General features: G+C 62.7%; 20 protein-coding genes and 2 tRNA genes. 10 read left to right on the forward strand and 12 right to left on the reverse strand.

What is annotated here, in order from left to right; genetic code table 11:
• Positions 1-85: 85 nt before the first annotated feature.
• Entirely contained in the window at positions 86-1,321 is a 1,236-nt protein-coding gene (locus J5274_RS13920; RefSeq protein ID WP_142823004.1) for an extensin family protein, read from the reverse strand.
• Positions 1,322-1,510: 189 nt separating this feature from the next.
• Between J5274_RS13920 and J5274_RS13925 the strand changes: the two genes are divergently transcribed.
• Positions 1,511-1,903, forward strand: coding sequence for an acyl-CoA thioesterase (locus J5274_RS13925; protein WP_111221789.1), 393 nt, complete (start codon positions 1,511-1,513; stop codon positions 1,901-1,903).
• A 12-nt stretch (positions 1,904-1,915) separates the two neighbouring features.
• Here J5274_RS13925 and J5274_RS13930 read toward each other — a convergent pair whose 3' ends face one another.
• The 5 genes from J5274_RS13930 to J5274_RS13950 all read right to left on the reverse strand — a co-directional run bounded on the left by J5274_RS13930 (position 1,916) and on the right by J5274_RS13950 (position 8,049).
• Positions 1,916-3,088 (reverse strand): acyltransferase family protein, encoded by a 1,173-nt coding sequence (locus J5274_RS13930; protein ID WP_142823006.1) that lies wholly within the window; start codon positions 3,086-3,088, stop codon positions 1,916-1,918.
• 171 nt (positions 3,089-3,259) lie between these two features.
• Entirely contained in the window at positions 3,260-4,426 is a 1,167-nt protein-coding gene (locus J5274_RS13935; protein ID WP_142823008.1) for a DUF1501 domain-containing protein, read from the reverse strand.
• A 10-nt stretch (positions 4,427-4,436) separates the two neighbouring features.
• Complete coding sequence (locus tag J5274_RS13940) at positions 4,437-6,086, reverse strand: DUF1800 family protein (RefSeq protein ID WP_142823010.1); 1,650 nt, start codon at positions 6,084-6,086, stop codon at positions 4,437-4,439.
• Between the two features lie 140 nt (positions 6,087-6,226).
• The gene (locus J5274_RS13945; protein ID WP_374113724.1) at positions 6,227-7,492 is read right to left on the reverse strand and encodes an arsenic transporter; all 1,266 of its coding nucleotides are present in this window, start codon (positions 7,490-7,492) and stop codon (positions 6,227-6,229) included.
• A gap of 341 nt (positions 7,493-7,833) precedes the next feature.
• Complete coding sequence (locus J5274_RS13950) at positions 7,834-8,049, reverse strand: hypothetical protein (protein WP_142823014.1); 216 nt, start codon at positions 8,047-8,049, stop codon at positions 7,834-7,836.
• Between the two features lie 269 nt (positions 8,050-8,318).
• On the opposite strand from J5274_RS13950, the gene J5274_RS13955 reads away from it, so the two are divergent.
• The 3 genes from J5274_RS13955 to J5274_RS13965 all read left to right on the forward strand — a co-directional run bounded on the left by J5274_RS13955 (position 8,319) and on the right by J5274_RS13965 (position 11,813).
• Positions 8,319-10,343, forward strand: coding sequence for a GAF domain-containing protein (locus J5274_RS13955; RefSeq protein ID WP_142823015.1), 2,025 nt, complete (start codon positions 8,319-8,321; stop codon positions 10,341-10,343).
• A gap of 3 nt (positions 10,344-10,346) precedes the next feature.
• On the forward strand, positions 10,347-10,730 hold the full coding sequence (locus tag J5274_RS13960; protein ID WP_142823016.1) for a response regulator: 384 nt from the start codon (positions 10,347-10,349) through the stop codon (positions 10,728-10,730).
• Between the two features lie 177 nt (positions 10,731-10,907).
• Positions 10,908-11,813, forward strand: a complete 906-nt coding sequence (locus J5274_RS13965; RefSeq protein ID WP_142823017.1) for a S1C family serine protease — start codon at positions 10,908-10,910, stop codon at positions 11,811-11,813.
• A 50-nt stretch (positions 11,814-11,863) separates the two neighbouring features.
• Here J5274_RS13965 and J5274_RS13970 read toward each other — a convergent pair whose 3' ends face one another.
• A complete protein-coding gene (locus J5274_RS13970; protein WP_142823018.1) occupies positions 11,864-12,076 on the reverse strand; it encodes a hypothetical protein in 213 nt (70 codons plus the stop codon).
• A 288-nt stretch (positions 12,077-12,364) separates the two neighbouring features.
• Here J5274_RS13970 and J5274_RS13975 point away from each other — a divergent pair, with 288 nt between their 5' ends.
• The gene (locus tag J5274_RS13975) at positions 12,365-13,618 is read left to right on the forward strand and encodes an MFS transporter (RefSeq protein WP_142823019.1); all 1,254 of its coding nucleotides are present in this window, start codon (positions 12,365-12,367) and stop codon (positions 13,616-13,618) included.
• Between the two features lie 59 nt (positions 13,619-13,677).
• Positions 13,678-13,914 carry a hypothetical protein gene (locus J5274_RS13980; protein WP_111221779.1) on the forward strand — a complete coding sequence of 79 codons (237 nt, stop codon included), beginning with the start codon at positions 13,678-13,680 and terminating at the stop codon, positions 13,912-13,914.
• Between the two features lie 49 nt (positions 13,915-13,963).
• On the opposite strand, the gene J5274_RS13985 is transcribed toward J5274_RS13980, so the two are convergent.
• Positions 13,964-14,467 (reverse strand): DUF192 domain-containing protein, encoded by a 504-nt coding sequence (locus J5274_RS13985; protein WP_374113745.1) that lies wholly within the window; start codon positions 14,465-14,467, stop codon positions 13,964-13,966.
• Positions 14,464-15,042: a cold-shock protein gene (locus tag J5274_RS13990; protein WP_142823021.1), complete on the reverse strand. Its 579-nt coding sequence runs from the start codon at positions 15,040-15,042 to the stop codon at positions 14,464-14,466. The genes J5274_RS13985 and J5274_RS13990 overlap by 4 nt, the downstream gene beginning before the upstream one ends.
• Before the next feature lie 195 nt (positions 15,043-15,237).
• Between J5274_RS13990 and gloA the strand changes: the two genes are divergently transcribed.
• The 4 genes from gloA to J5274_RS14010 all read left to right on the forward strand — a co-directional run bounded on the left by gloA (position 15,238) and on the right by J5274_RS14010 (position 17,356).
• A complete protein-coding gene (gene gloA / locus J5274_RS13995) occupies positions 15,238-15,678 on the forward strand; it encodes a lactoylglutathione lyase (protein WP_142823022.1) in 441 nt (146 codons plus the stop codon).
• A 300-nt stretch (positions 15,679-15,978) separates the two neighbouring features.
• Positions 15,979-16,761, forward strand: coding sequence for a hypothetical protein (locus J5274_RS14000; protein WP_202617100.1), 783 nt, complete (start codon positions 15,979-15,981; stop codon positions 16,759-16,761).
• 190 nt (positions 16,762-16,951) lie between these two features.
• Positions 16,952-17,026: transfer RNA gene (locus J5274_RS14005), tRNA-Glu, on the forward strand.
• 255 nt (positions 17,027-17,281) lie between these two features.
• Positions 17,282-17,356, forward strand: a tRNA-Glu gene (locus tag J5274_RS14010).
• 59 nt (positions 17,357-17,415) lie between these two features.
• On the opposite strand, the gene recJ is transcribed toward J5274_RS14010, so the two are convergent.
• The 3 genes from recJ to J5274_RS14025 all read right to left on the reverse strand — a co-directional run bounded on the left by recJ (position 17,416) and on the right by J5274_RS14025 (position 21,941).
• Positions 17,416-19,224: a single-stranded-DNA-specific exonuclease RecJ gene (recJ, locus tag J5274_RS14015; RefSeq protein ID WP_142823023.1), complete on the reverse strand. Its 1,809-nt coding sequence runs from the start codon at positions 19,222-19,224 to the stop codon at positions 17,416-17,418.
• 117 nt (positions 19,225-19,341) lie between these two features.
• On the reverse strand, positions 19,342-20,667 hold the full coding sequence (locus tag J5274_RS14020) for a homoserine dehydrogenase (protein ID WP_142823024.1): 1,326 nt from the start codon (positions 20,665-20,667) through the stop codon (positions 19,342-19,344).
• Between the two features lie 53 nt (positions 20,668-20,720).
• The gene (locus tag J5274_RS14025; protein ID WP_142823025.1) at positions 20,721-21,941 is read right to left on the reverse strand and encodes an LL-diaminopimelate aminotransferase; all 1,221 of its coding nucleotides are present in this window, start codon (positions 21,939-21,941) and stop codon (positions 20,721-20,723) included.
• Positions 21,942-22,035: the final 94 nt, after the last annotated feature.

Below are 22,035 nucleotides of genomic sequence, written 5' to 3' on the forward strand. Positions count from 1 at the left end.
CCCCGGCGAACAATCTATTCGGCAGCAGAGATGACCCGTTACAGGGCTGAGTTGCCGGTCGTTGCCATCCGCCGCGGCATCCTTCTCAGTTGCAGTACCTCCGTCCGCCCTTCCTTTCGCGAAGGTCGAAGTGGAAATGGTTCCAGTGTTCCGGATTACTGCCGGGGCCCATGACGGTGTCGAAATAGTTGCAGCTGTCGGTGCGCACCGCCTTCAGCAACGCGCCTTCGCGGAAGGAAAACAGCCCCTTCTTCCGGATATCGATGGCGTGGCCGTTCTTCAGCACGAACTTGCCCACATCGATGGCGTTCCCGTGCGCATGCTCCGACATCGGGTTGTAGCGTTGCGCGCTGTTGTTCATCCGCCGGCAGGAATAACCGCCGAGCGGGATGATGGTGCCGATCCCGGAAAGATAGCGCAGCCGCGCCGAGGGAGCCAGTTCGTTCTTCACCCATTTGGCAAAGGCCAGCGTCACCTGGCAGTTCAGCGTTACCGCCGGCCGGACGGCGATGTTGCCGGAGAGGCCGCGCAGCGATATCGGATAGGGAACCTGGCAGGCTGGTCCTTGCGAGATCGCCGGCTTGTCCTGGAAGACGACGCCCATCTGGCGCAACTGCTGGCGGCACTGCAGTTCGGAATTGGGCATGGCGGCCGACATCGGCGGTGGCGCTTGTGGCGCCTCGTACTGCGGCTCCGTGGTGGTCATCGGATTTTCCACGCGCGGCAACATCGCCACCTGCTGCCCCTGCAGCCGTGGCGCGGTCGATTGCAAGATCTGCCTCTGGGCGCTGGTGCGAAGCACAGGCCGGTTCGCCTGGACGGGATTATCCGTGCCGATGCCGCTGACGACCGGCTCCTCGGACTGGCCCTCGGCGATGTTCTGCTCTTCCTCCTCGGCCAGCCCGACGACCCGTTGCGGGGTGCCACCGACACCGAGCTCTGCGTCCATATTGATACCTTCGGCAGGCACCGGCGATGAATTCTGCGCGGAACGCTGCGATGCCAAGCCGGTGGACTGCGGCGCCACCATCGCATCCGGCGACTGGGCCGCAGACTGCCTGCCGCTGACATGGCCGACATCGGCAAGGTTTGGCGTGTCGAGGTAATCGACGGAGGCCGAGCTCACCGGCGTCGTCGTGCTCTGGTAGGTGTATTGGCTCGGTGGATTCGTCGGCACGGAGCGGCGCGGCTGGATCGAACCGACACGCGTCTTGTTGTCGATGCCAGACGGCGGGACGAGGCTGTCGGCAGAACAGGCAATCAGTGTCGACGACAGCAAAACGGGCAGCACTGCCCGCCGCAGAAAGGGAAAATACGCCATACACACACCACTTCCGACGCCGCAATCGATCGGCAATCGTGTACAAATTTAAGCAAAATTGGTGAATGAAAGCTTAGCGGCATGAAAGCCGGCGAAATCGGAGGGAAAACTCGCCCCCGGCCCTTTTGCAAACGGCGGCGTTTGCCTTACGGTGCGTCATACATATCAGGCCCGACAGGAGAAGCCGACATGAACGACACCGCCAAGCCGCTGGGCGAACTGACGCTGCGCACCCTGGCGATGCCCGCCGACGCCAATCCGGCCGGCGACATCTTCGGCGGCTGGGTCATGGCGCAGATGGATCTGGCAAGCGGCATACGCGCCGCAGAGCGCGCCAAGGGCCGCGTCGTCACCGCCGCCGTCAAGGAAATGGCCTTCCAGCTGCCGGTGAAGATCGGCGATACGCTGAGCATCTACACCCACATCACCCGCGTCGGAACAACCTCCATCACCCTGCTGATCGAAGCCTGGGCACAGCGGTCGCGCTACCAGAAGATGGAAAAGGTAACCGAAGGCACCTTCATCATGGTGGCACTGGCCGACGACGGAAAGCCGAAAGCCGTTCCGCCGGCGGAGGAATGACGGGAGGCAACCTCACGCCAGGGGCAACTGTGTCGGAAAAACGGGGGTGGACCTGGCCTTCACCAGCCGGGTTATCTGCCGCTGGACCTCATAAAGCGCAAGGCAACAGGCGATCGTCGCCACAACGATCAAAAAGAACGAACCGGTGTCTAGCCCGAAATTTCGCATCCACCAGTAGGCAAAGGCGATCAACACCGTCTGGTGCAGCACGTAGCAGGTCAGCACCGACCTGTTGAGGTAGGTGATCACCGGGTGAGACCGGGTGATCAGGGCGCGACCGTAGCCGAGTATCGCCACCATCGCCGACCACTGGAAGATCGATCGCCCGATACGGTGTATCACAGCCACCCCGAGGCTGCGGGCACCCGGCGGATAGGCCACCAGCAGGCAAGCCAGAATTACCAGCGACACGATGGCGACAAGCGCCGCATGCTTTCGGTAGCGGACTGCGGTCGCCCAGAATTTCTCGTCCTCGGCAATCACATAGCCAAATGCGAAAAGCGAGAAATAGACGATGTGGGCGTACCAGTCCGAGCCCACTTCCATCGTCTCACCGAAGATCGGGAAAAGGGTGAGGCGCAGAACTGCGAGATAGAGGATCGGCCAGACAAGCAGGCCACGGCCTTCCACCAGGCGCCTGAGACCTGCGGTCAGGGGCGAAAGCCAGCCGCGCAGAAACGCCAGGCCCAGGGTCAGGACGACCGTGTAGAGCCAGAGATAGCCAATGAACCAGAGGTGTTGCAGGCTGACCAGCGAGACCGCCTGGCCATCCTGGACCATGATGGTGCCGAACTGGAGATAGATCCCCCAAAAATCCAGATAGGGAAGGTCCGTCGCCGACGCAGCCTTGAGCGCGAGGTAGATCTGCGGCGGCACCAGCACGAAGATACCGAGCAGCAAGGGCGGAATGAGCTGGAGCGACCGCTTTCTGCGGATATCGGCCGGCGCAAGCCGCTTGGCGAGCGCTGCCGTCGAAATCCCTGACACGAGAAACAGTAGACCGAGGCGCCACGGATGCAAGGCAAGCAGCAGCAGATCGAAGGCCCGGTTCGGAGTGCTGGCCTGCAGCAGCCACGACCTCGTCCCGAAGATAAGTGCGGTATGATAGACCATCAGAAGCGCGAAAAGCACGACGCGGATCACGTCGATGTCGTGTCGGCGCTGTGCCTGCCCATTCCTTCCCATGCCCGCCCCCAAGCGCCAAAAAGACTGACACAACCGCGAGCGTCCAGGCACCCGACAATTCACAATCCAAGGTAAGGACGAGAAGTTAATTAAATCGTAACGGGTGCCATCTGGGATTGCAGGCGGGAGGCCGCACCGCAGCCTCTCACGTTACATGCCTGGATGCAAAACTCACACCCGCAGGAACTGCGAGCCCTTGCCGAAATCCAGCCCGTGAAAGATCTTGGCGTTCAGGTCGCCGGGCGGCACATCGAACTGCTTGTAGAGCATGGCGGCAGCAACTTCGCGGACGTCGGCCGTCGGCATCAGGTCGCGGTCGTCGAGCAGTTGTTGGTCGCCGATACCCGGCCATTTGCCGAGTACCTTGCCGCCTTCGATCGCGCCGCCGGCAAGCAGACAGCATCCGCCGGTGCCGTGGTCCGTTCCCCCGGAGCCGTTCTGGCGGACGGTGCGGCCGAATTCGGTCATCGCCAGCACCACCGTCGTTTTCCAGACGTCCGGCCCCATCGTATCTTTCAGCGTCACGATCGCCTGTGTCAGGTCTCCGGCCGCCTTCTTGAACTGGCTTGCCTGCTGGACATGCGTGTCCCAGCCGTTGATCGAGAAGCTGGCGATCCGATAGTCGCCGCGCAGCATCTTGGCCGCCAGCCCGGCGATATCGGCGATCTGTTCGCCCCGCTTGGCGCCGGGCGGCATGCCCATCTCGGCCGACTGGTCTGCCCGCGTCGCCTCCTCCATGGCCTTGGCAAAGGCCGGGTCGTTGGCATAGAGGCGCTTCAGGAACTGCGCCTCGTCGCCCCCCGTCCCGAGCGTCGAATCCGATGCCCAGACATCAGCGACGTTCGGCCCGGAGAGAATGAGCTCCGTCGAGGTATTGATGTCTATCGCCTTGCGCGCCGTCGAGCGCGGTATCACTGCAAGCGCCCGGTTCAGCCAGCCGGTTTTTTCCTCCGCCACATGGTCGCCGCCCGATTCCAGCATGTCCTGGCCGTCGAAATGGCTGCGCGCATTGCGGTAGGGGGTCGAGACCGCATGGATGAACGCCAGTTCCCTCGCCTTCCACATCGGCATCAGCCCGGCGGCAGCGGGATGAAGCCCGAAAAAGCCGTCGAGGTCGAGAAGCCCCTGGTCCGGCCTGATGGCGATATCCGGTCGCAGTCCCGCAAATGACGTGTCGCCATAGGGCTGAACAAGGTCCAGCCCGTCCATGGCACCGCGCAGGACGATGGTGACGAACCGGTTGTCGCCCGGCATCGCGGCAAAGCTTATCGGCGTGAACACGGGCGCTGCGGCGAGGCAGCAGGCGGAGGCGAGAAAGCTGCGGCGGGAAAGGGACATGATCCTGCTCCTAGCGTCGGTTGAAGTCGGGCGAGGCGAGCACCAGTGTCAGCCCCGTCATCCGGTTGGGTGCCTGCGAGACGACACGGATGGTGTCGTCTCGCGCCGCATCGGCCAGCGTCGTCTTGAGGAACTCGCGCGGATCGTCCTGCTTGCCGTATCGACCGGCGGCACGGCGGGACCATGCCAGCCGCTCCGACAGGGCGCTGGCATTGATCCAGGCGTCGAAACTGTCGGGAAAGCCTGCCGGGCTCGGCGGCTCCCACACCGGCTCCCCCATGCGGCGAAGGGCATAGAGCCCAAGGCCCCGCGGCACATAGAGGGTCGCGTCGAAGGCCGCCTGCTCCTGCTTGCGCCGCTGCGCCTCGGCATCGGCAGCCATATCGCCGGGCGGTGACATCTGTGCGCCTGTGGTACCGCCGCTCATGCCGTTGACCATGGTCGCAACGCCGGCAGCCGTGACCGGCGCAGCCACCACAGGCGCACTTGCCGCGGCTGCCGCAGGCGCCATGGCCGGGGTGCCCGCCGGCGACATCGTCGCGGCGGCTGCTGCCTGTGGCGTTGCATCGGCGACTTCGAGGCTTTGCGGCGGCGGACTGACAGCCACTGGATTGCGCGGCATATTGAGGGCGCGAAGCCCGGCGACGACGAAATCGAACGGCGAACGCGCCTTGGCACCCTCGCCGCTCCAGGCATCGGGATGGTCGAGCATGGTGGCATAGACGGCGGTCAGGTCGCCCTTGGTGTTCTTCCAGCAATCGACCATCACGTCGATCATCGCTTGCGGCGGCTGGTCGGCGACAAAATGCGCGACCAGCTTGCGACAGATATGCTGGGCGGTCTTCGGATGAAGCGCCAGATTATCAAGCATGGCCAGATAGTCGCCTTCGCGACGGACCTTGCCGCCATAGGCCACGCCCAGCACGTCGTGGCTGCCGGGCTCCGACATGCCCGGCTTGAAATCCACCAACACCGCCTGCCGGTCGAGCGCGATACCGGTCAGCACCATGGCGGCCGAGCGCACGTCGGCTTGTGTGTAGCCGCTGCCCGCACCGAGCGTGTGCAGTTCGATCAGTTCGCGCGCGAGATTTTCGTTGAGGCCCTTTTTCTGTTTCAGGCCGGCAGGCGAGTTCGGTCCCAGCGATTGCGACTGGTCGAGATAGATCAACATCGCCGGATGGCGCGTCACCGCTTTCAGAAGCACGGGAAACGGCGCACCGATATTCGGACGGATCGCTTCGGCCTCGAAGAGCGGCACGATCAACCGCATCTGCTGGGTCTTCTGGGCGCTGACGGAAAAATGGTTGACCCAGAAGCTTGCCAGCCGCTCGTAAAAGCCATTCGGCGAGAACACCGCCTGGGCGATGCGCGCGTCCGCGTCGCGCTGGTAGATGGCGTCGAGGCGGTGGTAGACCGCATTCTCCCGCGCCCGTTTGGTCTCATCGGGATCGTTGCCCTTGCGGATCGCCTGCAGCTGGTCGGCGACATCGGCCACCGCCTTGCGACGGGCATCGAGCCCGCCGACGGGAAACAGCGGCGGACTGGCGATACCGTCCCTGATCTGCGCGAGAAGGGCCTGCTTGTCGGCGGGCGGAGGTTCGCCCGGCCGGAGACCGGTGCCAAACCGCAACGCTGCCATTGTCTGGAAAGAAATGCTCATGCCTGCCACCGTTATCGTTCGTTCGGGGATCAAGAACGAGTGACAGGCTGCCAGCCAATTGCGTCCGGAATGTTCGGAAAATGCGGCTTTTTCCAGACATGGACAAGATGTAACCGGACGCGGACGAACCTGTCCGGATGTTAATGCAGGGCGATCAAGGCGAGCAGCGACAGAAGCAGCGCGGGCACCATCACCACGACGCCGAGTTTCAGGAAGGCGAAGGCTCCGACCTGCAGCCCTTCGCGCCGGAGTGCCGTCAGCCACAGGATGGTCGCCAGCGAGCCGGTCACCGACAGGTTGGGGCCGAGATCGACGCCGATCAGGATCGCCCCGGATATGGTATCGGAGGCGTGCGCCGCCTGGACCGCACCGCCCGCAACGAGGCCTGCCGGCAGGTTGTTGACGAGATTGGCGAGGAAGGCGACGGCAACGCCGGCAACCGCCGCCGTCTGGCCCGGTGCCGAGGCTGCGCCCGCCGAAAGCTGGTCGGCCAGCATCTTGGTCAGCCCGGTCTTCTCCAGCGCCTGGACGACGACAAAAAGCCCGCCCACCAGCGGCAACACGCTCCAAGACATCGCGCGCAACGTCTCCATCGGGCTTTCCCGGCCGACAACCACGATCAGCGCTGCCGTCACGAGACCGCAAACGAAAGTCGGCAATCCGAGGTCGAGACCGAATGCCGAGGCGCCGATCAGGATCAGCGCGGTGACGACGAGACCGGCACCGGCAAGCTTTGCCGTCGGCGTCAGATGCGGCGCCTCGACGTCGCTGGCAACGCTGTCCTGCAACAACACGCGGCGCTGCGTCCAGTAGAGAAGCACGTATGTGGAGACGACGGCAGCGATCGACGGCAGCGCGAAGGTCGCAAGCCAGCGCCCGAGCGGCGGCATGTGACCCTCCCCGAAAATCACCAGGTTGGCAGGGTTGGAGATCGGCAGCACAAAGCTCGCGGCGTTGGCGATGAACGCGCAGATGAACAAGTAGGGCAGCGGCTCCTTGACCTTGGCGGCCTTGGTCGCCGCATAGACGGCCGGCGTCAGCACCACGGCAGTCGCATCGTTGGACAGGAACACGGTGACGACGGTGCCGACGATGTAGATCAGCGCGAACAGCCGGATTGGCGAACCCTTCGCGCGACTGGTGGCGATGGCGGCCAGCCAGTCGAACAGTCCTTCGCGACGTGCGAGTTCGGAGAGCAGCATCATGCCGACCAGGAACAGGTAGACGTCCAGCCCCTTGCCGACGCCCTGCCATGCTTCCGGCAGCGTCAGCAGCCCAAGGGCAACCAGCAGCACGGCGCCGGCCACGGCCCATACGGCCTCAGGCCAGCGAAACGGTCGAGTGATGACGCCAAGCGCGGTCAGGGCGGCGATGCCCCACGTCAGGGGAACGGCGTGGCTCATCATAGGCTCGGGCCCATCCTCAGAGCTGCCTGCATGTCTTGCCTCCTGGTTTCACGACCAAATCATTGTGTTGAATGTCATAGTTGGCGTCGGGCCGGACAACGGTGCCGACAGCGCCGACCCTTTACGTCACGAGCCCTCACCGGATCACCAAGGCATCGGGATGAAGACTGCCGGACACCGGGTTCACTCAGTTATTTGGGAGGTGTCGGCTGCGTCCGGGAGCTGGTTGCGCACAGATCGTCCGCAATGAACGTAGGGCCGCTTGGTCGACCACACGGCCGGTCGGCGCCAAGGGCTTTCACCCGGGATCAAATAAAAGGGCCTGGCGCTGGATAAGGCGATTACTCCGCAGCTTTTTTCTTTGCCGGCTTTTTCTTGGGTGCCGCTGCGGCGGCAATTTTGGCGTCCTCTTCTTCCTTGGCAAGGCGGAGGGCGCGCAGTCGGGTGGTCTTGGCTTCGCGGGCGCTGTCGCGCGCGTCGATCAGCGTGTAGGCCGCCTCGTTGGTCGCGTCGATCTTGGTTATCGCGGTTGGTCTTTTTGTCGGCGCGTCGGTCATGGGGTCGGTCTCCGCGTTCTGCTCACAGCCAAACCGGGGCATGAAAATCATCACCCCGGCCGCTATCCAATTGACTCGTCTGCCGTTCCGTGCGGTAACGAACAGACCTAACTATATAAGCGCAATCAACACTAAGCGGCCTCCGAGGTCAATCGATGGCGCTGCGGATAATCATTCATGAACAATAACTGGCTGGCAATCTCGTTGCCATCTTTTATACTCTTCGACATCAAGACTGTCGTTTGCGTTGAACTGGAACTGAGCTGACGATGAGCGATGACACACCCATCCGTACGCCGTTCGATGCGATCGACCTGGACCATCTTCGCCGTCTGGAGGCGCTGGAGGCCTACGACATCCTGGATACCGCGCCCGAGCCGGAATTCGACGATATCGTCTACATCGCCTCTACCGTCTGCAATACCCCGGTATCGCTGGTCAGCCTCGTCGAGGCCGATAGGCAGTGGTTCAAGGCACGGATCGGTTTCGAGCCCGGCGAAACGCCGATCGACCAGTCGGTGTGCGCCCATGCGCTGACGTCGCCGGAACTGCTGGTCATTCCCGACCTCACCCTGGATCCGCGCACCCGGCACAATACGCTCGTTACCCAATCGCCTTTCATCCGCTTTTATGCCGGAGCGCCGCTCATCGTGCCCGGTGGCGCCGTGATCGGCACGCTCTGCGTCATCGATACGGTGCCACGCCCGGAAGGGCTGGACGAAAACCAGCAGAACCTCCTGCGGGCACTGGCGCGCCAGGTGGTGGCCTTCATGGAAACGCGACGCGTATCCCACCGCAAGGACGAACTCTTCCAGCGCCAGAAACGTCTCGCCGCCAGCATCCGCAACAGTGCCAACAAGAACGTCGCCGCCCAGCAGGCCGGACGCATCGGCACCTTTGAAATCGATATCGCCACAAGCCAGGTGCGCGCCTCCGACGAGTTTTGCCGCATCTTCGACGTCCCCCCCGCCGACACCCATCCGACCGCGCTGTTCGAGTCCATGGTCGTGCCGGAAGATCGCCATATCCAATCGAATGAGGCGACCCGCAGGAATGGCGCGGCGCCTGTCGAAGTCGAATACCGGATCCAGACGGCAAACCATGGGACACGGTGGATTTCCCGCCACGCCAAATACCAGTACGACGAAAATGGCAAGCCGATCACCATGTTCGGCATGGTGCAGGACATCACGTCAATAAAACGGGATGCGGCACGCGTCCAGGCGTTGCTCGATCTCGGCGACCGCCTGCGCGAACTCGACGATATCGAGTCCATGGCACTGGCTGCCTCCGACTTGATGGCCAAGGCCCTAGACGCCAGCCGTGCGGGTTTCGGGCTCGTCGACGTCGCCGCTGAAACCCTGATGATCCAGCCGGAATGGCGCGCGCCCGGCGTCGCAAGCCTCGCTGGTCTCCACCATTTCCGCGACTACGGTGATTTCGTCGATGAGCTGAAGGCCGGCCAGACTGTCATCATTACCGACGTCGCGACCGACCCGCGCACTCGCCACAGGGCAGAGGCGCTGCTCGCTATCGGCATCCACGTCCTCGTCAACCTGCCGGTCTTCGACCACGGGCAATTCAAGCTGGCGGTCTTCGTCCACCACGACAGACCGCATGACTGGACGCAGCAGGAAATCGACTTCGTGCGGAGCTTCGGCGACCGCATGCATCTCGCCATCGCCAGGCTCCAGGCGGAGGCCGACCAGGATGTGCTGAACCGGGAGATCGGTCATCGCCTGAAGAACACCTTTGCCATGGTCCAGGCAATCGCCTCGCAGACCCTGCGGCCGATCATCGAGCAGGAGCATGTGCGCAATTTCGAGCGCCGGCTATACGCTCTTAGCTCCGCCCACGATTCGCTTATCACCCAGGACAGCGACGGGGCGGACATCGGCGCAGTCCTCATGCGGACTGCCGAAACCCTCGGTGTCACCGAACGGATCGACGTGCACGGGCCGTCCATCAATTTCGGTCCTCGCAGCACTCTGTCGGTGTCGCTGCTGTTCCACGAGCTGGTGACCAACGCCATGAAGTACGGTGCCCTTTCGAACGAGGACGGCCGTGTCGCGGTCGAGTGGCAGGTGCTCGAGAGCAACGGCAACCGCGTGCTGACGATGCGGTGGACGGAGAGTGGCGGCCCGCCGGTGACAGAGCCTACACGCACCGGTTTTGGTTCAAGGCTGATTAAACGCGGCTTCATGGGAACAGGCGGCGTTACGCAGAGTTACTCAAGCCTGGGCTACTCGGTCGAAATGACCGCCGCGCTTTCACAGCTCCAAAGGGCGAACTGACAGATGGCAGAGACATCGCCGACCAAGAAAATCGTTCTCGTCGTCGAGGATGAACCGCTTTTGCGGATGATGGCGGCAGATCTGGTTGAGCGGGCCGGCTTCGAAGTGATCGAGGCGACCGATGCAGACGAGGCGGTGCATATCCTCGAAACCAGGACCGACATCCGCATCGTTTTTACGGATATCGACATGCCGGGTAGCATGAATGGGATGTTGCTTGCCGCCGCCATCCGCGACCGCTGGCCTCCGATCGACATTATCATCACCTCCGGCCATGCCACTGCCGAAGAGGTCATGATGCCGGCACGCAGCATCTTCTTCTCAAAGCCCTACGACACGACCAAGCTTACCGCGACGCTGCACGCGCTGGCGGCCCGCGTCTACTAGTCTCAGCCGCCAGTGGTGTGCCCGCACCATTATCGTTCAGACATGGCGCCGTGTCACAAACCGGCAGCGGGCTCTTGCAGCAGGCATTGCTCCTTCATACCTTAAGGTCCGGGATCTGACCGACCGCGCAGCGTCGTCGTGCTCCCCCGACCAACAGACTGCCGCGAGGATAAGCCCGTGCCAATTGAAAAACTCCTGCCATCCATAGTCGCCCTACGCTCCAGCATCGCCGAGGACGCCTTCACCGCCTCGACGCTTGGAACCATCCGCGAGGGCAGCGGCGTCGTCATTCGCGACAACGGCCTGGTGCTGACGATCGGCTATCTCATCACCGAGGCGGAAGAGGTCTGGTTGACGCGCAGGGACGGCAAGGTCGTCCCTGCGCACGCCCTCGCCTTCGATCAGGAGACCGGCTTCGGGCTCGTCCAGGCGCTCGGCCCTCTCGACGTACCGGCGCTGCCGATCGGCGATGCGACCGCCACGCAGCTCGGAGATGCGGTCGTGCTCGCAGATGGCCTCGGCAATGCGGTGTCGTCGAAAATCGTCGCCAAGCAGGAATTCGCCGGCTACTGGGAATATCTCCTCGACGAAGCGATCTTCATCTCGCCGGCTCACCCATCCTGGGGCGGCGCTGCCCTGATCGACGAACACGGCAAACTGCTCGGCATCGGCTCTCTGCGGCTGCAGATGAGCCAAGGCGGCAAGGTCGCCGATATCAACATGGTCGTGCCGATCAACCTCCTGGAGCCGATACTCGACGACCTGCTGCACCGCGGCCAGATCGATAAGCCCCCACGTCCATGGCTGGGCGCTTTTTCGGCCGAGAACAACGGTGAAGTCGTGGTGATGAATGTGGCTCCAGGCGGACCGGCTGCGGAAGCAGGCCTGCGTCCCGGCGACATCATCTCGGAAATCCGCGATGCGGAAGTCGATGGGCTGGCAGATTTCTATCGTCAGGTCTGGAACAGCGGACCGGCTGGCGCCGAGATCCCGATGCGCGTGCTGCGCGACGGCCGCGAAGCCTGGCTGCGTGTAAAATCCGCGGATCGCGGCAGCTTTCTCAAGAAGCCGCAGATGCAATAGGCAGATAAACGTCGGCAGCGATCACAGGACCGCTGCCGACATCGTTTTCGTCAGTTGAATTTTCCGCGCCTGGATTTCTTGGCGAGCCGCAGGACATGGTCGTCGGCGATGTCGGCGAGAATGACCGCCACTTCCATCTCACGCCAGCCTGCAGCACTTGCCTCGGCAACGAGGCGCGCAAAAGCGATCTCCATCGCGCTCGCGCAATCGGTCGCGCGTTCGTGATCTTCTTCTGTGGGTTTGGGCGAAATTTGACTATCCATAACTCTACCATGACGCGAAACGGATTGAATGTGAAGTCCCGTTGACTTGATGTCAGACCATATAACCTATCCGTGTGTCATTCTGGGGCCCATTTTTGGGTTCACTTTTTATGCTGCCTCCATGACCCTTCGGCTGTGGCCACCTGTAAAATGAGTTCAGCAGGGAACCATTATTACTACCGTGTGTTGGTTGCCGCTTTACAAGAGACAGCAAATATATAATTCGCTGAAACTCTTGAGCCATCAACGCCATCGGCTGGTGCAGCCACGGCCCATCCGGAGGTGCGAATGCAGCCATCATCGAAAACTGGCCTGTCCGGCCGCTCGCTCGTCGCGCTGGCGTTTCTCAATTTTTTCCTCGCAGATGCCCGCGATGGGCTCGGGCCCTTTCTCGACGGGTTCCTTGCGACCAACGGCTGGAGCCCCATGACGCTGGGGTTCATCGCCACCCTCGGCGGCATCCTCGGCATGGTGGCAACGCCGTTGTTCGGCGCCTGGGTGGATGCATCCAGCCACAAGCGGATGCTGATCATCCTGCCCGTCGTGCTGATCAATGCAGCCGCCGTGTGGACGCTGGTCAGTCCCGGTGATTTTTCGGTGTTCGGCGGCCAGTCGGCCACCGCGGTCGTCGGTGCCATCGTCGGCCCGGCGCTGATGGGACTGACGCTCGGTCTGGTCGGCCAGAGGGCGTTTTCACGCCAGGTGTCGCGCAACGAGTTCTGGAACCACGCCGGCAACGTCGTATCGCTCGCCGGCGTCTATGCAGCCTCGGTGTTCTTCGGCCTCACAGGCATCATCGTGCTGATGGTCGTCACGGCGGTAGCGACCATCATCGCGGTGCTGGCGATCGACCCGGATAAGATCGACAACAGGGTTGCCCGTGGCCTTGGCTCGGAAGACGGCGACGGCAAGGACCAGCCCTCCGGCTACAATGTTCTCATTGGCACCAAGGGGCTAGTGCTGCTGGCGGTGACATTGCTGGTCTTCCATTTCGGCAATGCGCCGATCAGCCGCCTGATTGCCCAGGACTTCTCGCTGCAGCTCGGCACCCCTTTCCGCACCACGGCGATCACTACGGGCGTCTCGCAACTGTCGATGATCGTCATGGCGCTCGCCGCACCGTTTCTGATCCGTCGCTTCGGCCTTGCCACGGTATTCATCCTTGCTCTCTGCGCCCTCCCCATTCGCGGCGCCATCGCCGGCAGTTTCCACGAATTCGCCGTCATCTTCCCGGTCCAGGTGCTGGACGGCATCGGCGCCGGGCTGATCGGCATCGCCACGCCCATCGCTGCGGAGCGCATCCTGTCCGGTAGCGGGCGCTTCAATGTCGGCCTTGCCGCCGTCATGACGGTCCAGGGCATCGGCGCCTCGCTCAGCAACGTCGTCGCCGGCTGGCTGACATCAGAGGGCGGCTATCCGCTGGCCTATTGGGTGCATGGCGGCGTTGCGGCGATTGCTCTTGCGATCTTCATCTACGGTCGCCACAGCATTGCGCCGGAAACACGGGACCGCCGTGGAGTGACAGACGGCGCCACCGCATAGCCTCGCCCTTGACTTCGCAGGCCAACAAGAACATTTTGAGAACAAATTAAAGGGCATACATCATGGCGGCGGAAAAATTCATCATCATTCCATACAAGAAGGTCCGCAATGGCCTGGCTCCCGGCGAAATGCGCCAGGCTTCCAACGCCGCCAGCGCGGAAAAGATCGCGGCTGCCATGTCTGAGCGCTTCGTCGGTGTTGCCGCCTATGCCGTCACCGTCGACGAGGAGACCGGTGACATGACCTCGCCGCGCCTGCTGGCAAAGCACGGGGACATCGCCGAACTCAACCCGTAATCTGTTGCATTATTCTGGATGCATCGCCTCGCGCGGCGCATCTGTCGTCTCAGCGCTTGGCGATCGTCGGGCTTGAAACCTTGTCGCCGATGGCAAGGCCGAGCTTCTTCACGATGCCGCCGTTCAATTCGATGACGTATTTCACCGGCCCGCCGGAATCGATGATGGTCTGCGAATAGGGCACGGCGTTCTCGACAATATGCGTCACACCGCCTGCCGTGTCGACGAACAGCATGTCGAGCGGCAGGACTGTATTTTCCATCCACATCTGCACATGCTGCGCCTTGTCGAAATCGAACAGCATGCCGTGGTCGGCAGCCATCTGGCGACGAAACATCAGGCCGTATTCGCGCTGTGGGCCGCTGACAGCGACCTCGACGGTGAATGTATGGACTGTTCCAGTCTTGCCGGTGATCGTCAGCGTCTCGCTCGCAAAATGCGGCGCCTGCTTGACGACATCTGCGGCATCGGCCGTTGCGGCATGACTAGAGAAAGCCAAAAAAAGCGCCAGAGGGGCGCTTTTCAGGAGAGATGCGAGACGCATGGCCATCAGTGCGACCTGCCGACCGGGCTTGGCGTATCCGGATGGATTTCAGCTGCCATCATGCCCTTGTCGCCCGGTCCGAAACGGACCAGCACCACCTGCCCCGGCCGAAGCTCGGTAAGGCCAAAACGGCGCAATGTTTCCATGTGGACGAAGATGTCCTCCGTCCCCTCGCCGCGCGTCAGAAAGCCAAAACCCTTGGTACGGTTGAACCATTTGACGATAGCACGCTCGAGACCGCTGGTGGCTGTGACCTGCACGTGGGTGCGGGCTGCCGGCATCTGCGAAGGGTGCAGCGCGGTCGACTGGTCCATCGAAAGGATCTTGAAGGCCTGGTAGCCACGCTCGCGGCGCTGGATCAGCGCGACGATCCGCGTTCCCTCGAGGATCGTCTGGTAGCCGTCGCGGCGCAGGCACGTCACGTGCAGCAGCACGTCCTGCATGCCATTGTCCGGAATGATGAAACCGAAGCCCTTGGCAACGTCGAACCACTTGACCAGCCCGGTGATCTCGATGAGATCGACGGCTTCACCCGCCAGATCCTCAAAGTCGGCAATTTCAGTCGATGAAGTCCTGTCACCCATCTTCGCCAGCCCCTTGGATACACGTTACGCTGTTACGGTTAACTGATTCTCGAAATCAAGATTAGCATCTTGGTAACGGAAAAGCGCAAGTCCTGTTTTGTTTATTCTCTGACGCTGATTTGAGCCGCTACACTTGCCTGGGGCTGGCGTTGGTACAGATAAGACTGGACAGATTCACATTAGAAAGGAAATAGAATGCGTTATCTCCACACGATGGTCCGGGTGAAGGATCTCGACGCCGCGCTGCACTTTTACACGACGCTGTTCGGCATGACGGAAATCCGTCGCTACGAGAACGAGAAGGGGCGGTTCACCCTGGTGTTTCTCGCAGCCCGCGACGATCTCGAACATGCCGGCACGCATATGTCGCCCTGCCTCGAGCTCACCTACAACTGGGACACTGAGGACTATGACGGCGGCCGCAACTTCGGTCACCTCGCCTATGAGGTCGATGACATCTATGCGACGTGCCAGAAACTGATGGATGCGGGTGTTATCATCAACCGCCCGCCCCGCGACGGTCACATGGCCTTTGTGCGCTCGCCGGACGGCATTTCCATCGAGATTCTCCAGAAGGGCGACAACCTGCCGAGCACTGAGCCCTGGGCTTCGATGACCAACACGGGCGTCTGGTAGCCCCAGGCTTTCCCGAGGCTTGCAGGAAAGTCGAATGACGGCCTGCAAGCCATCTTGACCCTTGCCGACGGGCAATGGTGCCAGCATGGTCCGGCTATCGAAGCATCACGCATCGAATCGTCGCGGCCTTGTCTCTCTCCCGCCGGCGGATCCACGGCGTCGTCCCTCCTGGACAGCGGTGCTTCTCGAGAGCCAACGCGGGGGACCGATCCTTTGGGCACAGTGCAGACGACTTCAAGCAGACAGTTCCTGCTCCGCGCGACGACAGCCGCTCTATGCTTCGTGATGTTGTCGGGATGCATGACGACCTCGGCCAGGAAGGCCAAGGAACAACAGGTCGCCGACGCGGCCGAGCCCGCGCCGGAAGTAGTGATGCGGACGCCCGGCGAACAACTGGCCGCAGAACTCAACGCCAAGGCGCAGGCACAGGGCCAGAAACCAGGTACCTATCGCGACCCGCAGGTCCGCACCGGCTCCGGCCAGCAGACGGTAGCCCAGCAATCGGCAACCGGCCTCTTCCCCAACGCGCCGATGCCCGCATCACAGGCATCGACCGAGCCCGCCAATATCGGCGGCCTGATCACCCAGCCGACGGCGGTCAACGCCAACCGCTCCAGCATATACGCAGCGCCGCCACCCATCGCCGTCAACCCCGACGGCACGCTGGCACCGGTCTCCACCTATGCAGCGCCGGCCTTGCGCAACGTCTACGCCCTGCCACCGGGAAGCGCGATGCAGCAGACGCAGCCACAGCCGCAGCAACAGCAGCCCATGATGGCGCCGCCATCCGGCCAGTCCTCGAATGCGATGCCCCAGGGTGCGCCGAGGATGGCATCTGCCTCCGCGACCCGCCCGACTGCGGACGCAACACCTTCCCACGTCCTGCCAGCCCCCGGTTCGAAGGGTAGGCATCTCGACAGCCAGGAAGCGCTGATGATGGCGCGCAATCTCGCGTCGGGCGGCAAGAGCACTCCCGCCAACTCGATGATGCCGCCGTCCTCCTCCGGCCTGACCCTGCCGCAAGGCGTCACCCTACCACCGGGCGTGACCTTGACGCCGGGCATGGAAGCCTCGCTGAAGTAGCCTGCTGCCCGGTCAAAGCCTGCGCCCCACACACCTGCAACGACATCCGAAAGCCCCTGCAACCCGCTGTTTCCGCCCGTTAATCGCTTCATGCCGAAACGACGATATAGAGCTCTATTTTTTTCGGGAAAAAGCAAATTCCCGGCTTGCAGGATCTGAAACGCCCCCCTATAAGGGCGCCACAAGTTATGCGCCCTTCGTCTATCGGTTAGGACGACAGATTTTCATTCTGTAAAGAGGGGTTCGACTCCCCTAGGGCGTACCACTTGTTTTTCTCTTCAGTGACGACCAATGTTTGCCATGGCAGCCGCCGTGAGCACTTGCTTCCACGTAATCGGCCTTGCCGTCAGAACATCGGATTGTCTTGCCGCAACGAGCGCTCATGTCCCCGAGGCCTGTTACGCACGGCAAATCGCGGACCTCCAAACGCCTCTCAAAAAACCGCTTTTCATTGTGGATTTGTGACGATTTTGCGCTTGCGGGATACGAATGGCCTGACTATAAGGGCGCCACAGTGATTGCGCCCTTCGTCTATCGGTTAGGACGACAGATTTTCATTCTGTAAAGAGGGGTTCGACTCCCCTAGGGCGTACCACTGCTTTCCCCCGAACTTCGAAATTGACTGATTAGGCGCCTTGCGTCAGGCAACCTGCGTCACGGCGCCTTGGCGGCATCGGTGACGCGGAGCTGGACGCGGCGGGCGCCTTGCCAGTGGTCGGCACCCAGCGTTCCCGCGACGTGCAGCTGTGCCCCACGTGAACCGAGCAGCAGGTCGCCGAGCGGCGTTTCCGCGGCGCGGAACGCAATGCCTTCCAGACGGCCGCCATCCATCGCTTCCAGCGTCACCTTGATATGGTTTTGCCCGACCAGTCGCGAATCGCGCAGGCGATGGCTGGGGATGGCAAAGATCGGCTGCGGGTGGCCGGAGCCAAAGGGTCCCGCCGTTTCCAGCTGATCGACAAGCTCGACCGTTGCGCCGCTCGCCCCGAGCGCCCCGTCGATCTTCAACGTCGAATCGGCGACGAGCCCGAACACCTGTTTTTCGGCGCGCTCGGCAAAGAAAGTCCGCAGCTTGCCGAGGTTGGCGCGTTCGACCGTCAGGCCGGCAGCCATCGCATGACCGCCGCCCTTGACGAGCAGCCCGGCATCGACGGCGGCGCGCACCATCTTGCCCATGTCGAAGCCGCTGATCGAACGGCCGGAGCCGGTGCCCTTGCCCTGCGAATCAAAGGCGATGGCAAAGGCCGGCCGGCGGAAGGAATCCTTGAGACGCGACGATATCAGCCCGACGATGCCCGGATGCCAGTTGTCATGGGCGGTGACGATGACCGCAGCGCCCTCGCCGTTGCCATATTCGGCCAGCGCTTCCGCCTCGGCCTCCTTCAGCATGACGGCTTCCATCGCCTGTCGCTCGCGGTTCAGCTCGTCGAGCCTCTCGGCAATGACGTCGGCTTCCGATGCATCCTCCAATGTCAGTAGCCGGCTACCGAGCGCGGCATCGCCGATACGTCCGCCGGCGTTGATGCGCGGGCCGATCATGAAGCCGAAATGGTAGGGCGTAACGGGGCCGCCGAGCCCCGCCTTGCGGAACAGCGCCGCCAGCCCCGGATTGGACTGATGGCGAGCGGCCAGCAGGCCCTTGACCACATAGGCGCGGTTCAGCCCCTTCAGCGGCACCACGTCGCAGACTGTGGCAAGCGCTACGATATCGAGCCAGGCCAGCAGGTCGATATTGCCTGCCCTGAGATCGCCGGATTGGCGCAGCAGCCGCAACGTCGCCACCAGCACCAGGAAGACCACGCCGGCAGCGCAGAGATGGCCCTGCCCCGACAGATCGTCCTCCCGGTTCGGATTGACCAGCGCATGGCAATGCGGCAGCGCGTCGCCGACCTGGTGGTGGTCGATGACAACGACGTCGATGTTCCGGGCCTTGGCAGCATCCAGCGATTCGAAGCTGGTCGAGCCGCAGTCGACTGTGACGATCAGCCGGGCACCGTTGTCGATCAGCTGGTTGATTGCTGTCGGGTTCGGGCCGTAGCCTTCGAAGATCCGGTCGGGGATATAGATGGTCGCGGGCACGTCGAAGTGCCGCAGGAATTTGTACATCAGCGCCGAGGAGGCCGCACCGTCGACATCGTAGTCGCCGAATACAGCGACACTCTCGCCGGTCTTGACCGCCTGCAGCAGCCGCTCGGCAGCCTTCTCGCAATCCGTCAGCCGGTGCGGGTCGGGCATCAGGCCGCGAATTGTGGGGTCGAGAAAGGCCATCGCCTCGTCGAGACCGACGCCACGGCCGGCGAGCACGCGGGCGATCAGGTCCGCCATCCCGTGGGTCTGGGCCATCGCCAGCGCCCGGTTCTGGCCCGCCTGGTCGAGCCGCGACACCCAGCGATTGCCGCCGGCCGAACGTTCCACCCCCAGAAATGCCCGCTGTACCGGGTCTGCCGCTTCGATCGGTCCCATCAGATTGGCCGGATCCGTTCTTTCATCCGCCGAAGCCCGCCATCAGGGAGCGGCTTCGCGTGCTTTCGGTGCAGATTATCGCAAGCAGGAGGCGCGTCCACGGAAATTGCGGTTGCCTCACTGCTCGTGCTTCGGACGCTCGATGCGGATGACCTGCGGTTCGCCGACCAGATAGCCATCGGTCTTGATCGCCGCCACCGCCTTGCGCACCGAATCCTCCATGGTCGCATGGGTGACGAGTATGATGGTCTGCTGGTCGGAGGGCGAGACGTGCTGCTTGGAGCGCTGGACGATCGATTCCAGCGATATGTGGTTTTCCGCCATGTGGCCGGCGATGCTCGCAAACACGCCGGTGCGGTCCTGCACGCTGAGGCGAATGAAGTAGCCGCCCTCGTGGCTCTGCATCTGCGCCTTGCGGTAAGGCTCGAGCGACTTGGCGGGATGGCCGAGCACGGGGACGCGCTGCGTGCCGGGCTGGCTCTTGGCGATGTCGGCGATATCGCCGAGCACGGCCGATGCCGTGGCATTGCCGCCGGCGCCGGGGCCGACCATCAGCAGTTCGCCGAGAATATCAGATTCGATCGCCACCGCATTGGTCACGCCGTCAACCTGGGCAATGACCGAATCGAGCGGCACCATGGTCGGATGAACGCGCTGCTCGATGCCGGTCTCGGTGCGCTGGGCAACGCCGAGCAGCTTGATCCGGTAGCCGAGATCGGCGGCAGCCCGGATATCCTCGATGGAGATGTTGGAGATGCCCTCGAGATAGATGTCGTCGGCGGCAAGCCGGTTGCCGAAGGCGAGCGTCGTCAGGATCGCCAGTTTATGCGCCGTATCGTTGCCGTCGATGTCGAAGGCCGGATCGGCCTCGGCGTAGCCGAGCCGCTGGGCTTCCTTCAGGCAATCGGCAAACGACAGGCCTTCCTTCTCCATCCGTGTCAGGATGTAATTGCAGGTGCCGTTCATGATGCCGTAGATGCGCGAAATCGTGTTGCCCGTGAGCGACTCGCGCAAGGCCTTGATGACCGGAATGCCGCCGGCAACGGCCGCTTCGAAGTTCAAAAGCGTGCCCTTCTCCTCGGCGATCTCGGCAAACTCGACGCCGTGATAGGCGAGCAGCGCCTTGTTGGCGGTGACCACATGCAGACCGCGCGCCAAGGCCGCGCGCACCGACGCATTGGCCGCACCCTCTGAGCCGCCGATCAATTCGACGAAGACATCGATATCGGCCTTGTGGGCGAGATCGACCGGACCGTCGAACCACTCGACGCCATCGAGATCGATGCCGCGATCCTTGCTGCGATCCCGTGCCGAGACGGCGACGATCTTGATCGGGCGGCCGCAGGTGGCCGTGAGCTCGGCGCTGCGCTGCTGAATGATACGGACAAGCGAGGCACCAACGGTGCCCAAGCCCGCAATGCCGATTTTGAGGGCATCTGCCATGATCGATCCTGATATGTCACGAAGCGGCAGCCGCATGGCGGCTGCCCTTGAAGTTAGCGGTGGGCGTTGAGCGAGATCACATTGTGCATGGTCTCGTCTGCCGTCGATAGAAAGCGTTTCAGATTGCGCGCCGCCTGTCGGATGCGGTGTTCGTTTTCCACCAGCGCGATGCGGACATAGTCGTCGCCCATCTCGCCGAAACCGATACCGGGTGCAACAGCGATATCGGCCTTCTCGACCAGCAGCTTGGAGAACTCCAGGCTGCCGAGATGGCGAAACTTCTCGGGGATCTTTGCCCAGGCGAACATCGTTGCGGCCGGTGGCGGAATTTCGAAGCCGGCCTTACCAAAACTGTCGACCAGCACGTCGCGGCGGCGCTTGTAGATCGAGCGCACTTCGGCGATGTCGGAACCGTCGCCGTTCAGCGCGTGGGTTGCCGCCACCTGGATCGGCGTGAATGCGCCGTAGTCGAGGTAGGATTTAACACGCGTCAGCGCTGCAACCAGCCGCTCGTTGCCGACGGCAAAGCCCATGCGCCAGCCGGGCATGGAGAAGGTCTTCGACATCGAGGTGAACTCGACGGCGACATCGATAGCGCCGGGCACTTCGAGGACCGAAGGCGGCGGGGCGTTATCGTCAAAATAGATTTCCGAATAGGCGAGATCCGACAGCACGATGATGTCGTGTTTCTTCGCAAAAGCGATGACGTCCTTGTAGAAATCCAGCGTCGCGACATAGGCGGTCGGATTGGACGGATAGTTGAGGATCAGCGCGATCGGCTTCGGGATGGAGTGCTTGACGGCCCGCTCCAGCGGCGGAAAGAAGCTTTCGTCCGGCTCGACCGACATCGAGCGAATAACGCCGCCGGCCATCAGGAAGCCGAAGGCATGGATCGGATAGGTCGGGTTCGGGCATAGGATCACATCGCCGGGCGCAGTGATCGCCTGCGCCATGTTGGCAAAGCCTTCCTTCGAGCCGAGCGTCGCCACGACCTGCGTATCCGGGTTGAGCTTGACGCCGAAACGACGGGCATAATAGCCGGCCTGCGCACGGCGCAGCCCCGGGATACCCTTCGACGAAGAGTAGCGATGGGTACGCGGATCCTGGACGGCTTCGCAGAGCTTGTCGACGATCGACTGCGGTGTCGGCAGATCGGGGTTGCCCATGCCGAGATCGATAATGTCGGCACCGCCCGCTCGTGCGCTGGCCTTCAAACGGTTGACCTGTTCGAAGACGTACGGCGGCAGGCGACGGACTTTATGAAACTCTTCCATTTCTTTCCCCATGGGACGGCGGTGATCGAGGCGGCAATGAAGTTCGTGTGTCTCCGGGCAGCCGCGATACGAACCTCAGGATCGCGGCGCCATA

Origin of the sequence: Rhizobium sp. L51/94 (assembly GCF_019355555.1) — a bacterium.
GTDB classification, from domain to species: Bacteria; Pseudomonadota; Alphaproteobacteria; order Rhizobiales; family Rhizobiaceae; genus Rhizobium; species Rhizobium rhododendri.